This window comes from Polaromonas glacialis (assembly GCF_000709345.1).
Lineage (GTDB): Bacteria > Pseudomonadota > Gammaproteobacteria > Burkholderiales > Burkholderiaceae_C > Polaromonas > Polaromonas glacialis.
The window spans coordinates 2,812,948-2,828,008 of record NZ_KL448323.1 but is presented as its reverse complement, the minus strand read 5'-3'; the positions used below and the strand labels follow the sequence as shown (position 1 = coordinate 2,828,008).

At 65.8% G+C, this 15,061-nt stretch carries 11 protein-coding genes; 1 reads left to right on the top strand and 10 read right to left on the bottom strand.

Features of this window, described 5'->3' with window-relative positions; translation table 11 throughout:
- Nucleotide 1 precedes the first annotated feature (1 nt).
- Nucleotides 2–1,939, top strand: a complete 1,938-nt coding sequence (locus EC86_RS27060; RefSeq protein ID WP_156955316.1) for a hybrid sensor histidine kinase/response regulator — start codon at nt 2–4, stop codon at nt 1,937–1,939.
- A gap of 124 nt (nt 1,940–2,063) precedes the next feature.
- Here EC86_RS27060 and EC86_RS0113815 read toward each other — a convergent pair whose 3' ends face one another.
- From EC86_RS0113815 to EC86_RS0113765, 10 genes are all read right to left on the bottom strand, one after another.
- On the bottom strand, nt 2,064–2,522 hold the full coding sequence (locus EC86_RS0113815; protein WP_029526262.1) for a hypothetical protein: 459 nt from the start codon (nt 2,520–2,522) through the stop codon (nt 2,064–2,066).
- 157 nt (nt 2,523–2,679) lie between these two features.
- Nucleotides 2,680–3,888 carry an ABC transporter permease gene (locus tag EC86_RS0113810; protein ID WP_029526261.1) on the bottom strand — a complete coding sequence of 403 codons (1,209 nt, stop codon included), beginning with the start codon at nt 3,886–3,888 and terminating at the stop codon, nt 2,680–2,682.
- Nucleotides 3,888–4,658, bottom strand: a complete 771-nt coding sequence (locus tag EC86_RS0113805; RefSeq protein WP_036772180.1) for an ABC transporter ATP-binding protein — start codon at nt 4,656–4,658, stop codon at nt 3,888–3,890. Before EC86_RS0113805 ends, EC86_RS0113810 begins: the two co-directional genes overlap by 1 nt.
- On the bottom strand, nt 4,658–5,995 hold the full coding sequence (locus EC86_RS0113800) for an efflux RND transporter periplasmic adaptor subunit (protein ID WP_029526257.1): 1,338 nt from the start codon (nt 5,993–5,995) through the stop codon (nt 4,658–4,660). Before EC86_RS0113800 ends, EC86_RS0113805 begins: the two co-directional genes overlap by 1 nt.
- A gap of 57 nt (nt 5,996–6,052) precedes the next feature.
- Nucleotides 6,053–7,504, bottom strand: a complete 1,452-nt coding sequence (locus EC86_RS0113795; protein ID WP_029526256.1) for an efflux transporter outer membrane subunit — start codon at nt 7,502–7,504, stop codon at nt 6,053–6,055.
- Nucleotides 7,505–8,347: 843 nt separating this feature from the next.
- A complete protein-coding gene (locus tag EC86_RS0113785; protein WP_029526255.1) occupies nt 8,348–9,847 on the bottom strand; it encodes an AMP nucleosidase in 1,500 nt (499 codons plus the stop codon).
- 71 nt (nt 9,848–9,918) lie between these two features.
- Complete coding sequence (gorA, locus tag EC86_RS0113780) at nt 9,919–11,286, bottom strand: glutathione-disulfide reductase (RefSeq protein ID WP_029526254.1); 1,368 nt, start codon at nt 11,284–11,286, stop codon at nt 9,919–9,921.
- Nucleotides 11,287–11,367: 81 nt separating this feature from the next.
- Entirely contained in the window at nt 11,368–12,201 is an 834-nt protein-coding gene (locus tag EC86_RS0113775) for a phosphatase PAP2 family protein (protein WP_051675905.1), read from the bottom strand.
- A 106-nt stretch (nt 12,202–12,307) separates the two neighbouring features.
- On the bottom strand, nt 12,308–13,456 hold the full coding sequence (locus EC86_RS0113770) for an ABC transporter substrate-binding protein (RefSeq protein ID WP_029526252.1): 1,149 nt from the start codon (nt 13,454–13,456) through the stop codon (nt 12,308–12,310).
- Nucleotides 13,457–13,594: 138 nt separating this feature from the next.
- On the bottom strand, nt 13,595–15,052 hold the full coding sequence (locus tag EC86_RS0113765; RefSeq protein ID WP_029526251.1) for an extracellular catalytic domain type 2 short-chain-length polyhydroxyalkanoate depolymerase: 1,458 nt from the start codon (nt 15,050–15,052) through the stop codon (nt 13,595–13,597).
- Nucleotides 15,053–15,061 lie beyond the last annotated feature (9 nt).

The following is a 15,061-nucleotide window of genomic DNA, read 5'->3' as shown; positions in this document are numbered from 1 at the left end:
CGTGCCAAAACCCTATATGGCATCGTCATTGCCCGACCACCAGGTGGCGGAACTGCATCGGCTGATGTCCGAGGAGATCAAGGAAGTGGGGGTGTTCTTCACCGACCCCGACGGCGTCATCACCGTCTGGAACCGTGGCGCCGAGGAAATGAAGGGGTTTACCGCCCAGGACGCGATCGGCAGCCCTATTTCGATCCTCTACACCGACGAGCAAAAGCTGCAAGGCTGGCCCGCGCACAACCTCGGCGAGGCGAAAAAGAACGGCTTCTACAAGGAGGAAACCTGGCGCCAGCGCAAGGACGGAAGCCTGTTCTGGGCGCGGATTGCCCTGACCGCCTTGCGCGACCACTCCGGCACGCTGATCGGGTTCTCCAAGGTCACGGTCGATCTGACCGATCACAAGCGGCTGGAGAGCTGCGTCAGGGAACGGGAGGAAACCCGGCGCATCCTGCGCACCGCCAATGCCGGGATGTGGACCTGGCGCCCTGATACCGGGCAGATCGAGGTCTGCGCCAATTTCATGGGACTGCTCGGCCACCACGATGCGCCTGCGGTCATGACGCTGGCGCAGTGGCTGGGCCTGGTGAGCCCGGCGGACCGGCCCCAGGTGGCCGGGAAGTTCGCCCGGGCGCAGGCGGCCGGTCCCGGCACGCCGCTGGTGATGGAAACCCGGATGCGCCAGAAAGACGGCAGCTGCCGCTGGTTCTACATGCATGCCGACTGGTCCCGCGAGACCGACGACGGCCCCGATGTGCTGAGCGGCGTGAATGTCGATATCCAGGCGCTGAAAACCGCCGGCGAAGGCCTGCGCCAGGCGGTGGACAAGCTGGAGGAAGCCGACGCCCGCAAGGACGAGTTCCTGGCCATGCTTGCGCACGAGTTGAGGAACCCGCTGGCGCCGATCCGTTCGGCCGCCGAGCTGCTGAAAGTCGCCCGGCTGGACACTGCCCAGGTGCAGCGAACCAGCGAGATCATCGCCCGGCAGGTTGACCACATGACCGGCCTGGTGGACGACCTGCTGGACGTTTCGCGGGTGAACCGGGGCCTGGTCACGCTGGAGAAAAAGCCGCTCGACCTGCGGCATATCGTCACCGACGCGGTCGAGCAGGTGAGCCCGCTGATCGCTGCACGGCGCCAGCGCCTGTCGCTCGAACTGTCGGTCCTGCCTGCATGGGTGGAGGGCGACCCCAAGCGGCTGGTGCAGGTGGTGGGCAACCTGCTGAACAATGCCGCGAAGTACACGCCCGAGGGCGGCCAGCTACTGCTGAAAACCGAACTGCGAGGCGGCCATGTCCTGCTCAGCGTGACCGACGACGGCATCGGCATGGAGCCGAGCCTGGCGGCGCGGGTGTTCGACCTTTTCGCGCAGGCCGAGCGTACGCCCGACCGATCTTCCGGCGGCCTGGGCCTGGGGCTGGCGCTGGTGAAAAGCCTGGTCGAACTGCATGGCGGCGCGGTCAGCTGCGACAGTGCCGGCCTGGGGAAGGGCAGCCGGTTCACGGTCCAGCTTGCGCTGCTGGCGCGTCCCGGCCGGAGTTGTGAGCCTGAGTCGGACGACGCGGCCTTGCCGGTGGAAAAACCACTGCGCGTGATGATCGTTGACGACAACGTCGATGCGGCGCAAATGATGGCCCTGTTTCTCCAGGCATCGGGCCACGACGTGGTGGTGGAACACGGCGCGCGGCAGGCGCTGGAACGCGCCCGGGCCGAGTCCCCCGATGTCTTCCTGCTGGACATTGGCCTGCCCGATGTCAATGGCAATGAACTGGCCCGACTGCTGCGGGCGCAGCCGCAAACCGCCCACGCGGTGCTTATCGCCGTCACCGGCTACAGCCAGGAACGTGACCGGAAAACCGCCATGGAAGCGGGCTTCCAGCACTACCTGGTCAAACCCGTCGATCCGGCGAAACTGGTGGGGCTGCTGGCGGGCGTGGCCTGAGCCGGCCTGGCTGGCTGCAAGGCGCTGCCAGCCGCCTGTTGACCTGAATTTATGGTGAAACCAGGCTTTTGCGCACTACTGGATTGGGTTGACTGCTATGGTTTTAAGTGCTGGCGCGCAGGCGTCAATGGCCAAAGCCGTTGAGCCGGATGAACAGCAGGCTGCTGGCGCGGTTCAGAAAATCGCGTTCCACGGGCGATGGCAGGCTCTGGGGTTTCAGATCGAAGTGGCAAAGGCTGCCGGTCGGCCTGGTGCCGGCCGGCGACAGCGACACGCCGTAAAACGACGTCACCACGCTGCGGTGGCCGTTTTCATTCAGGAACGCGTCCGTGGCCGAATTGGTCACGCCGAAGGGTTCGGACACCGTGATGAACCGGCTCAGGCTTTCAGACATCGCTATTGCATTCAAGCGGGAGCCTGACTGGCCCAGCTTGTCGTAGAGAAACACGGCGCGCTGCATCGACCCCTGGAATTTGTAGATGGCCGTGAAGCGATGGTCGATGCGACTGTTCAAATAATTCAGCGCCCCCATGATGCCGCCGACATCGAGCTTGCTCTTTAACACCGCCAAGCCATGGTTCAAACCTGAAAGCGTTGAAAGTTTCAAAAATGATGGGTCTGTATCAAAATTACTCAGCATGCGGCTATTTTCATCAGTTTGACACCCGGGGCGTGTAGGACCGGGGCGGCAAGTCCGGGCAGCGCACAGCTTCAAGTGCCGTCCGTGTCACGGGTCGTGTTCACTCGTGGCGCAGCGCCTCGATCGGGTCCATGCGCGCAGCGCGGCGGGCCGGAAAATAGCCGAACAGCACGCCGATGCCGGCCGAAAACACAAATGACACCACATTGACCGTTGGATTGAACAGATAAGGTACCTGCATCAGGCTAGCAAGTCCTATCGACGCGCCGGTCGCCAGCACGATGCCGATCAGCCCGCCCAGCGCGGCCAGCGCCACCGCCTCGATCAAAAACTGCAGCAGCACCTCGCGCTCCAGCGCGCCAATCGCCAGCCGCAGGCCGATCTCGCGGGTGCGCTCGGTCACGCTGACCAGCATGATGTTCATGATGCCGATGCCGCCCACCAGCAGGCTCACCGCCGCCACCGCGCCCAGCAGCATGGTCATCACCTTGGTCGTGCCGGCAAGCGTGTCGGCCAGCTGCTTGGTGTCCAGCACGTTGAAGTTGTCCTCGTCGCTGTCGGCCAGCTTGCGGCGCTCGCGCAGCAGCTGCGTGAGGCTGGCCTTCACGCGCTCGGCATTGCTGCCTTCCTTCATCGACACCAGCAGCGTGTTGACGCGGGTGTTGCCACTGATGCGGCGCTGCAGCGTCTTGATCGGCAGCAGCACCACATCGTCCTGGTCGTTGCCGAAGGCGCCCTGGCCCTTGGACGCCAGCACGCCAATCACTTCGCACGAAATCTGCTTGACGCGCAGCGGCTCGCCGATGGCCGGGCGCGCGCCAAACAGTTCGCGGCGCACGGTTTCGCCAATCAGGCAGACGGCAGCGCCGGCGCGCAGCTCGTCGCTGGAGAATTCCCGGCCGTCGCCAATCGTCCAGTTGCCGGCCTGCAGCCAGGCGTTGGTGCTGCCGATGACGCTGCTGGTCCAGTTGCGGCCATTGGCCACCAGCGTGCTGCTGGCGCGGGCCTCGGGCGCGACGGCATTGATGCCGCCAATCTGGCTGGCGATGGCGTCGGCGTCGAGTTCGCTGAACGAAGGCGCGACGGCGCCGCCGCTGCCCGGCCCCATGCGCTGGCCGGGGCGCACCTGCAGCAAGTTGGTGCCCAGGCCGGAAATCTGGTTTTGCACCGCCAGCGTCGCGCCGTTGCCCAGCGTGACCATGGTGATGACGGCGCTGACGCCAATCACGATGCCCAGAATGGTGAGGAAGGAGCGCAGCAAATTGCGCCGGATCGAGCGCAGCGCCAGCAACAGGGTGTTGAGCAGCATCAGCGGACCTCCGCCACGGGCGCGGCCACTGGCGGCTGCGGCGCGTGAACGCCCTCCAGACCGGCCGGATGCGCGTTGCGCACGTCGCTTTCCACCAGGCCATCGACGAAGCGCACCATGCGCCGCGCGTAGGCGGCCATGTCGGGCTCGTGCGTGACCATCAGCACGGTGATGCCCTGGTCGGCATTGAGCCGCCAGAGCAGGTCCATGATCTCGCGGCTGCGCTGGGTGTCGAGGTTGCCGGTCGGCTCGTCGGCCAGCAGCACCGCCGGGTTGGTGACGATGGCGCGGGCAATCGCCACGCGCTGCTGCTGCCCGCCCGACAGCTCGGAGGGCAGGTGGTGCTCCCAGCCCTTCAGGCCGACCTGGTCGAGCGCCCGCGCGGCGCTGGCATGGCGGGCGGTGGCGGCTTCGCCCCGGTAGAGCAGCGGCAGCTCGACGTTTTCCTGCGCCGAGGTACGCGCCAGCAGGTTGAAGCCCTGGAACACAAAACCGAAAAATTGCCGCCGCAGCAGGGCGCGCTGGTCGCGCGAGAGCGACTCGACATGCACGCCCTGGAACAGGTATTCGCCCGAGGTCGGCGTGTCCAGGCAGCCCAGCGTGTTCATGGCGGTCGATTTGCCCGACCCGCTGGGCCCCATGATGGCGACAAAATCGCCGGCCTCGATGTCCAGGTCAACGCCCTTGAGCGCCATCAGCGCGGTGGCGCCTTCGCCATAGCGCTTGGTGATGCCGCGCAGGCGGATCAGCGGCGGGGCGGCGTCACTCATCACGACGCGGCTCCGGCGGCCTGCTGGTCGGTGATGACCGCCATGCCTTCCTGCAGTTCGGTGCTGCTGACTTCAGTCATGCGGCCGTCGCTGATGCCGGTGGTCACGGCCACGGCCACGGCCTGGCCGTCCTTGAGCACCCAGACCTGCTTGGCGCCAGCGGCGGCGCCGGTGTCGGCGGGCTTGCGCGCACCGGGGCGCGGCATGCGCGGCATGAGTCTGGAGGCAAAACTGCCGCCGGACGCCGCTGCCGCCGGGCTGGCGCCCTGCGCCGGCGTGAAGCGCAGCGCGGTGTTGGGCACCAGCAGCACGCCGCTGCGCTCGGTGGCGATGATGGTGGCCGCCGCCGTCATGCCGGGGCGCAGGCTCAGGTCGGTGTTGTCGACGTTCAGGTAGGTGACGTAGGTGACGACGTTGTCGGTCTTGGTCGAGCCGAAGGCGACGCGGGTGAGGGTGGCCGGGTAGCGGCGCGACGGGTAGGCGCTGACGGTGAAGCTGGCCTTCTGGCCGGCCTTGACCGAGCCGACATCGGCTTCATCGACATTGACCTCCAGGCGCAATTGCGTCAGGTCCTCGGCCACGGTGAACAGCGTCACCGCCTGCAGCGAGGCGGCCACCGCATTGCCCGGATCGACCGTGCGCGTCAGCACCACGCCGTCGATCGGCGAGCGGATCGACGCCTTGGACAGGTTGGTCACGTCGGTCGAGACGGCGGCGCGCGCTTCGGCCACATTGGCGCGGGCGCTGGCTTCAAGCGCCACGGCGCGCTCCAGGGTGGCGCGGGCGGTGTCGAGTTCGGCCGCCGACGGCACCTTGCCGCCAGACAGTCGCGCGACTTCCTCAAAGCGCGCCAGGCTCGCCTTGGACTCTTTGACGGTGGCGCTGCTTTGCGCCTGCTGTGCCTGCGTGGCGGCCAGCGCGGCGCGCGAGCGCAGCACCTGGTCGGACAGCTTGGCGGTGTCCAGCTCGACCAGCACCTGGCCCTGCTTGATGCGGTCGTTCACATCGACCAGCACGCGCTTGACGGTGCCCGAGAGTTCGCTGCCGATGTTGACCGCACGCGTCGGCTGCAGCGTGCCGTTGGCCAGCACATTCAGGGTCAGGCTGCCCCGGCTGACGGTTTGCGTCACGTAGCGCGGGACGGCGCTGGCCTTTTGCCCGGCCTGCCAGTAAGCCAGGCCGGCCAGCAGCGCCACTAGGAGCGCGGCGACTATCCACGGCGCGGGGCGGCGCCACCAGGGCCGCGCCTGGTCCTCTTTCAGCAGGGCCTGGAGATCGGCGGCCGACGGCGGGGAAGGGGATGCGGGAGAGGGCGAGGCGGGAAGGGGCTGGTTCATGGCGTGTGCGCGGACGGCGTGTGAAATGGGGGACAAAAGGGATGCGTCAGGCGCGGCTCAGGCCGGCGGCTCGGGCGACAACTCCAGCGCCCGCGTCCAGCCGCCGCCCAGCGCCTTGTACAGCCGCACATGGTCGGTGCTCAGGCTGGCGCGGGTGCTTTCCACGCTGTCCTGTGTCGAAAGCAAGGTGCGCTGGGTTTCCAGCACCGCGCGAAAGTCAATCAGCCCGCTGGCATAGCGCTGGCGCGCCAGCAGGTCGGCATTGCCGGCCGCTTCAGCCGCCGCCTGCAGCCGGGTCAGCCGCTCGCGGTTTCCCTGCAGCGACACCAGCGCGTCCTCCACGTCTTTCAGTGCGATCAGCACCGTGGCCTGGTAGCCAAGGCGCGCCTGCTCCAGCGCGGCCTGCTGCGCGCGCACCTGCGCCCGCGCCGCGCCGCCGTCGAACAGCGGCACCGAGACGCTGGCCAGCAGCGCGTTGGCGACCGACGCGCCGCCGGTCAGCGTTCCCAGCGTCAGCGCGCGCAGGCCGAGCGAGCCGCTGATCTGAAAGCCGGGGTAGCGCGCCGCGTCGGCCTGCGCCACGCGGGCCAGCGCGCCGCTGATGCGGTGCTCGGCGGCGCGCACGTCGGGGCGCTGGCGCAGCGTTTCGGCCGGAAAGGCCAGCGCCAGGTCGCCGGCCGCCTGCGGCACCGGCGCGGCAGTCGCCAGCGCGCTGCGCAGCACGCCGGGCGACTGGCCGGTCAGCACCGCCAGGCTGCTGGCCGCCTGCGCGATGCCGGTGTCGAGCGACGGAATCTGCGCGGCGGTCTGCTCGCTGGCGGCAATGCCCTGCTCCACGTCGAGCGACGACGCCAGCCCGGCCTGGGCGCGCCAGCGGGTGAGCTGCAGCGTCTCGCGCTGCGCCGCCACGCTGCCCTGGGCAATCAGGCGCTGCGCCTGCAGCCCGCGCAGCTGCAGGTAGTTGATGGCGGTTTCGGCGGCCAGCGATATTTGCACATTGCCCAGGCTGGCCGTGGCGGCCCCGACATCGGCGTCGGACGCGCTCAAGGCGCTGCGGTTGCCGCCAAACACGTCGGGTTCCCAGCTGGCATCAAAGCCGGCCTGGAACAGGTTGCCCGCCTGGCCCCCGCCCGACTTGCTGCGCTGCGCCGAGGCCGAGGTGTCCACCCGGGGGCCAAGTCCGGCGGCGCTCACGTCGCGCAGTGCGCGCGCCTGCAGCAAGGCGGCTTGCGCGGTGCGGATGTCGGTGTTGTTTTGCAGGGCCTGGGTGACCAGCGCGGTCAGCTGCGGGTCATTGAAGCCCTGCCACCAGGCGGCCAGCGACGCGGTGTCTGCCTTGGCTGGCGCGTAGGGCGCAGCGCTTGACCATTCCGTGGGGATCGGTGTTTCTGGCAGATTCGGACTGGCTGGCGTGGTCGAGGCGCAGGCTGAAAGCAGCGCTGCCAGCGCCAAGGCCAGCGGGGCCAGGCGGTTGCGGGGCAGGCGATGGGCGGGAGGTTCAAGGGGCATCGGGTCAGACGGTGGGGGCGGGCTGGGTCATTGTGCGGCGGTGATGGTGGGGTAATCCCTTGGGCTTGATGAATTAATGTAAAGCTTGGGCTGCTTGATCTTTGGCTGGGTTGGCTTCTCGTGGTTTTGCTGGCCGGGGGGTGCCCGGCGGCAACTCACTTTCTTTTGCTTCGCCAAAAGAAAGTAAGCAAAGAAAAGGCGACCCGACTGTCCGGGTCCCTGCGCTTCGCTTCGGGCGACCTGCGCTGCCCCGGAAAAACAGGGGTCGGCGCAAACTCGCTGCGCTCAAACAGCGCGCCGCCCTGATCCCGTTTTTCCGGGGCAGCGCAGGCCCGGACAGACGGGACAGGCGGGGAAAAATCCAAACAGCCAAACAGCCAAACAGCCCCAGTTTCCAAACAGCAAACGCTACTAATTCAATAGCTGCTTATGAAGTCCTATCAAGCGCAAACGGCACTTTTGATGCATAAACGCCGAAATCCGACCCCGAATCCGTTCCCGCAAGTCCCGTTCTGGCTGGGCCTGTGATGAGTGGCAAAAGCGGGATCAGGGCCGCGCGCTGTCTGAGCGAAGCGAGTTTGCGCGGACCCCCGCTTTTGCCGCTCATCACAGGTTGCCCGAAGCGAAGCGCAGGGACCCGGACAGCCGGGTCGCCTTTTCTTTGGTGACTTTCTTTTGGCGAAGCAAAGGAAAGTTACTTGCCGCCGGGCGACCCCCGGCCAGCAAAACCAATCAAAGCCCCCGCCGCCCATCAACCCGCAGAACATGGCGAAGCATTCACGAAAAAAAGCACTCTAGCGCACTACCAGTAAGCGCAAGCAGCTATTCAAAAAATAGCAAAAATCACTGAAAAGCCACTTCCGAAAAACTCCGCAGCTTGCGGCTGTGCAACTGGCTGATGCCCTCGGCCCGCAGCAGCTCCACCGCCCGCATGCCAATGCGCAAATGCTGGTCCACCCGGTCGCGGTAGAACTGGTTCGCCATGCCCGGCAGCTTGATCTCGCCGTGCAGCGGCTTGTCGCTCACGCACAGCAGCGTGCCGTAAGGCACCCGGAAGCGAAAGCCGTTGGCCGCAATCGTCGCGCTTTCCATGTCCAGCGCAATCGCCCGACTCTGGCTGAAGCGGCGTTGCGGCTGGTTGTTGGGCAGCAGTTCCCAGTTGCGGTTGTCGGTCGAGGCAACGGTGCCGGTGCGCATGATGCGCTTGAGTTCCGGGCCCCTGAGCTGCGTGACTTCCGACACGGCCGCCTCCAGCGCGACCTGGATCTCGGCCAGCGCCGGAATCGGCACCCACAGCGGCAGCTCCTCGTCGAGCACATGGTCCTCGCGCACATAGCCGTGCGCCAGAACATAGTCGCCCAGCTGCTGGCTGTTGCGCAGGCCGGCGCAGTGGCCGAGCATGATCCAGGCATGCGGGCGCAGCACGGCGACATGGTCGGTGATGTTCTTGGCATTGGCCGGCCCGACGCCGATGTTCACCATGGTGGTGCCGGTGCGGTCGGCGCGCACCAGGTGGTAGGCGGGCATCTGCGGCAGGCGCGGCGGCGGCACGCCCAGCTCGTCGCCTTCCTGCGCGTCCAGGCCGGAGCGGCGCGTCAGCACGTTGCCCGGCTCGACGAAGGCGATGTATTCGCTGTCCGGATTGGACATTTCCTGGTGGCCCAGGCGAACGAATTCGTCAATGTAGAACTGGTAGTTGGTGAATAGCACGAAGTTCTGGAACCAGTGCGGCGAGGTGCCGGTGTAGTGGCGCAGGCGCTGCAGCGAATAATCGACGCGTGCCGCCGTGAACAGCGACAGCGGCTGCGGCTGGCCAGGGCTGGCTTCGTAGGTGCCGTTGGCGATGCCGTCGTCCATGGCGGCCAGGTCGGGCAGGTCGAACACGTCGCGCATCAGCATGCGCCGGGCCGTGCTCATCGTGCCCTCGATGTGGTCGTTCTCGGCAAACGAGAAGTGGATCGGGATCGGCTGCGTGCTGGTGCCCACTTCGAGTTCGACCTCGTGGTTCTGCATCAGCAGGCGAAATTGCGCCAGGTAATAGTCGCTGTACAGGTCGGGCCGCGTCAGGGTGGTTTCAAAGTGGCCCGGCCCGGCGACAAAGCCGTAGCTCAGCTGCACGATGTCTGGCGTTTCCAGGATGGCCCGCGCCACTGTCTCGGTGTGGATGCGCACGAACGGGTAGCAGGCGCGCACATGGCCGGGCAGGCTGTCGCCGGCCACGTAGCGCTGCATGGCGCTGCGCAGGTGGCTGATCTGCTGGTCGTAAATGGCGCGCACCTGCGCCAGCGCCGCCGCCGGGTCGCGGTAGCGGGTGGGAGCGATGAAGGGGGGCAGGTAGGGCATGGACTCGATCACTTTGCGGTTTGGGCATTCATCATGGGCGGCAGTGCAGGATTCATGCCGCCCCGCAGGATTCAGCGCTTGACCGCCTCGCGCATCGTCACGAATTCCTCGGCCATCGTCGGGTGGATGCCGATGGTGCTGTCAAACACGGCCTTGGTCGCGCCGGCCTTCATCGCCACGGCAAAGCCCTGGACGATCTCGCCGGCGTCGGCGCCGACCATGTGCAGGCCGACCACGCGGTCGGTCGCGTCCTCGACGATCAGCTTCATCAGGGTGCGTTCGGTGCTGCCGCTCAGCGTGTGCTTGAGCGCCTTGAAGTCGCTTTTATAGACGCTGATCTTGCCGAATTTCTCGCTCGCCTCTTCCTCGGTGTAGCCGACCGTGCCGATGTTCGGATGTGTGAACACGGCGGTCGGGATGAAGTCGTAGCGCATGCCGCGCGGCTTTTTCCCGGCTGGCGGGCCGAACAGCACGTCGACCACGACCATCGCCTCGGCCAGCGCCACCGGCGTGAGCTGCACCCGCGCGGTGACGTCGCCGACGGCGTAGATCGACGGCACCGAGGTCTGGTACTGCTCGTTCACCTCGACCGCGCCGGATTTGGCCTGCCGCACGCCGGCCGCGTCCAGGCCCAGGCCTTCGACCAGCGGCACGCGGCCGGTGGCATACAGCACGCTATCGACGGTGATGTGGCTGCCGTCAAGCAGCCGCACCTGCAGCCCTTCGCGGGTGCGCTCGATGGAGGCGACGTCGGTGTTGAGGTGCAGCGCCACGCCGCTCTTGACCATTTCGCCGGCGATGAAGGTGCGCACCTCCTCGTCGAAACCGCGCAGCACCTGGTGGCCCCGGTACAACTGCGTCACATCGGAACCGAGTCCGTTGAAGATCGAGGCGAATTCACAGGCGATGTAGCCGCCGCCGACCACCAGCAGGCGCTTGGGGAACGGCGACAGGTCGAACATCTCGTTGGAGCTGATGACATGCTCGCTGCCGGGAAATTCGGGAATGCTGGGCTTGCCGCCGGTGGCGATCAGGATGTTTTTGGCCGTGTAGTGCTTGCCGCCGACATCGACCGTGTGCGCGTCCACCAGGCAGGCCCAGCCATTGACGGTATGAACACCCGAGCTTTTGAGCAGCTGCACATAAATGCCGTTGAGGCGTGAAATTTCCCTGGCGCGGTTGGATTTGAGCGTGTCCCAGTTCAGCACGGGCGCTTCGCCGACCCAGCCGAAGCCGTGCGATTCCTCGAAGTTTTCGGCGAAGTGGGCTGCGTAGCTGTAGAGCTTTTTCGGGATGCAGCCCAGGTTGACGCAGGTGCCGCCCATCTCGGCCACTTCGGCCAGGCCGACGCGCGCGCAGCGCTGCGCCGCCATGCGCGCCGCGCGCACGCCGCCGCTGCCACCGCCGATCACGAACAGGTCAAAGTCAAAATCGCTCATAAATATCCTTTTTTAGTCTTGTGGTGATTGTGCTGTTTTCAGATGACCTTCTGGCGGCCACGGCGTTGCGCAGGGAGGGCCTCAGGGGTTGCGCTGGCGGTAGCGCCTGAGTTCGAGCGCGCCGATGCACACCGCCAGCCAGGCCGTGCCCGAGGCAAAACCGGCCAGCACGTCGCTGGCAAAGTGGACCTGCAAAAAGACGCGGCTGCTGCCCACGGTAAAAGCCAGCGCCGCCGCGAGCGCCACTACGGGCAGGCGCGCCCAGGCGAAGCGGGCGGGCAGCAGCCGCACCAGCACATACGCCAGCATGCCGTAGGCCACGACCGAACCCGACGCATGGCCGCTTGGGAAACTCCAGCCGTCGGCAAAGGCCAGGGCGTTGTCATGCACGGGGCGGGTGCGTTCAAAAATGCTTTTCAGCGTCCGGTTCAGCACCGCGTTGCCGACAAACGCCAGCACCCAGCCCAGGCACAGGGCGCGCTGGCGCTTCCATAGCAATAACAGCGTGCCCAGAACGCACAGGCTGGTCAGCGTGAGCGTGTCGCCGAAATGCGTCAGCACGGCAAAAGTCCTGAGCGCGCCAGGGGAGATGGTGGACCGGACCGTGTCGGAAAACAAAAGGTCCAGTTCGCCCAGCTTGCGGCCGTCGCCCAGGTTCTCGGTGATCTCGGCAAACAGCGAGGCGCCGCCGATGATCAGCCCGAAGCCCAGCGCCAGGTAGCCCAGCAGGTAGGCCAGCGGCGCAAAGCGGCTGGTGCCCCGGTGGACGCCGTAGCGCAGGCCCAGCCAGCCCAGGCCCAGGGCGGCGGCGATGACTGCCGCCAGCATGATGGCGAAAGCCGGCAGCGCATGGTGCGCCAGCGACTGGACCGCGTTGCGGACAAGGGGTGAATCCAGCTCCATGGGGGCGATCATTGCTCCGGTTGATCTTTTGGCAACCAAGGCGCCAAAACAGCGCTGCCAACTTCATTCAGACCGTCACATGATAAGAGGCGCGCCTTGTGCGCCAGGCACTGCGCTTTTATTTCATCAGCTTGCCGGAGTTGCTGACCACCGTCACCTCGACAAAACGCGAGCCGATGCGGTTGGACGCAGAGTAGCTGACCGTGATACCGCCAGTGTCATAGTTGTTGATGGACTCCAGGGCCTTGACCACCTTGGCGCGTGTCGGGTTGGGGCCGGCGCGGCGCAAGCCCTCGACCAGTACCTTGGCGCCGACGAATTCCTCAAAACTGGTGTAGTTGACGACTTCATTGGGCGCGTACTTTTTCAACAGGTCCTGGTATTGGCGCACGACCGGCAGACTGGCCGCGAAAGGGTAGGGAACCACCTGGCTGATGCCCAGGCCGTGAACGTTCTTCAAGCCAGCCAGCTTGACCAGCTCGACCGGGTCCACCACCGAAATGTTGTAAAGACGGGCGCCGCCGCCGCCCTCGCGGTACTGCTTGACGAAGGCCGCCGACGGCTTGTTGACGGAGATCATGATGACGGCCTGCGCGTCGGAAGCCCTGATGGCTTTGACGGCATCCTCGACCTTGTCGGTGTTGCGCTCATAGCCTGCCGCCGCCGCCAGCTTCAGATTGCGTTTGGCCAGTGCGTTCTCGACGCCGAGCAGGCCGGCTTTGCCGAAGCCGTCGTCCTGGTACATCACCGCGACCCGCTTCATGCCCAGCGTCGTCACCTGCTGCACCATGTGCTCGGCTTCAGCCGCATAGCCTGCGCGCACGTGAAAGATCCATGGGTTGAACGGGTTGCGCAGCGATTCGCCGCCGGTGTAAGGCGCCACCAGGGCGGCGCCGCCGGCTTCGAGCACGCCGTCGGTCAGCAGTTGCGTCACATTGGCCGTGCCGGCAAAACCAAAGAGCGCGATCACTTCGGGACGCGCCAGCATTTCGCGTGTCAGCCGAACCGTTTCAGGCACCTTGTAGCCATCGTCGACCACTTCATGGCGGATCATGGCGCCATGGATGCCGCCCTGCGCATTGATGGAATCAAAATAGATTTTTCCGCCCACCACCATTTGCTTGCCGGTGCTGGCCAGTACGCCGGACAGCGGAGCCACCTGACCAATGACCAGGTCTGCCGAAAAGGCAAGGCTTCCCAGGTTGGACAGCAACAGCGCTGCCAGGACTTGTCGGCTCTGTCGAGCCCAGATTTTGAGTTTTTGCATGATTTTTTCGTGGAAAAGGGGGTGATTCAGGCGCCGCAAAGCCGGCCTGCGGTGTTGGATCAAACGGGATGGAATTGACGTGCCAGCCGGGGCAAGCCAGCCAGCCTTGCCCCGGGCGCGCCTGCCTTTGGACAGGCTTTAGAGGCAGGTGCCGATCACGTAGTAATTGCTGCCTGTCAGCTTCAGCGTTTGGGTGGTGTAGATGTTCCACAAGCCCATGGACTGTCCGGAGCCATTGGCATAGGTGTAGCCGTAGAGCACATACGCGCGTCCCGCCACTGTGTGCGCATAGTTTGACGCGCTGTAGCAGGTCGCTGCAGGCGGCGGCGTTCCCGTGGTGGTGCCGGCGGCGGCAGTCGACGCCACGCTTTCCAGGTTGTTGCCGTCCACCGCCTTGACGGTCCAGCTGTACGTGGTCGCCGCTGCCAGGCCGGTGTCGATGTAGCTGGTGATTGTGACCGGCAGGGCATTGGTCTTGTTGGCATTGCGATAGACGTTGTAGCCGGTCGCGCCGGTCACGGCGTTCCAGTTCAGGTTCATGCTGCTGGCGCTTGCATTGGAGGTGGCCAGACCGGACGGTGCCGGCAATGCGGCGGGCGGCGGCGTGGTGGTACCTGCGGAAACCTGGTCCACCATGGCCTTGATGGCGACCATCTGCGGGCCGGACTTCCTGGCGTAATTGGCGCTGTCATAACCCCACCAGTCCCAGCAGCTGTTGGTTGCCTGGGTGCTGGTCTGCGGGTAGATCATGACCATGTTGTTGCTGTCGGCCCAGCGGTTGTACCCGGTGTTGCGAACGTACTGCTGCTGCACCAGCGTGACGTTTTGCTGGCAGCCGTGCAGCACCACATGCACGCGGCACTGCGTGCCCGCCGTGCAGGCCTGCGGAATGTAGGCCCAGCCGGTGGGCGCCATGCCGTGCCCGGTGATGAACTGGCTCTGGTTGAATTCGACAAAATTGCCGGACGCCAGCGTGCCGCTGTTGCGCGGGTTCAGCGTGCCGTAGAGGTGCGCCAGCATCGCGCCGGCCAGGTCGAAGTTGCAGTCGTTGATGTAGGGCGAGCCTTTGGTCGAACAGCCGCTGCCGTAGTCGTCGGTGATCATGGCGTGCTCGGCAGCGATGTCTTTTTTATAGACCACGTTGGCGGCTGGCACAAAGCTGCTGTAGTAGGTTTTCAGCGCATCCATCACGCCGGTCTTGACCGTGCTGTCGATGGAGCCCGAAAACAAATAGACTTTTGAGTCCTGCAGGTTCACGACCGGGTCAATGCTACCCTGGCTGGCCCAGCTGTTGGTGGTGGCGACCAGGCTGCTGGTGGGTATGCCCGCCGGGCTGGCCATGCAGCGCCCGGTGGCGTTGGTGATGGAGCCCTCGGCGCAGTAGAAAGGACCGCCTGCCACGATGCCCGCGCCTTTCTTGAAGGTTGCGGAATACGCCACATGCAGCTGCGCCGCCATGAAGCCGCCCGACGACAACCCGGACACGGTGGTCTGCGTTTTGTCGATGTTGAGTTGCGGCAGGTTGACGGCCGCAGCCGCTGCTCCACCAAAGAGTGCCGCTGCGGCGGCGAAAGTACAAAGAAGCCTGGATTTCATGTCAATTGT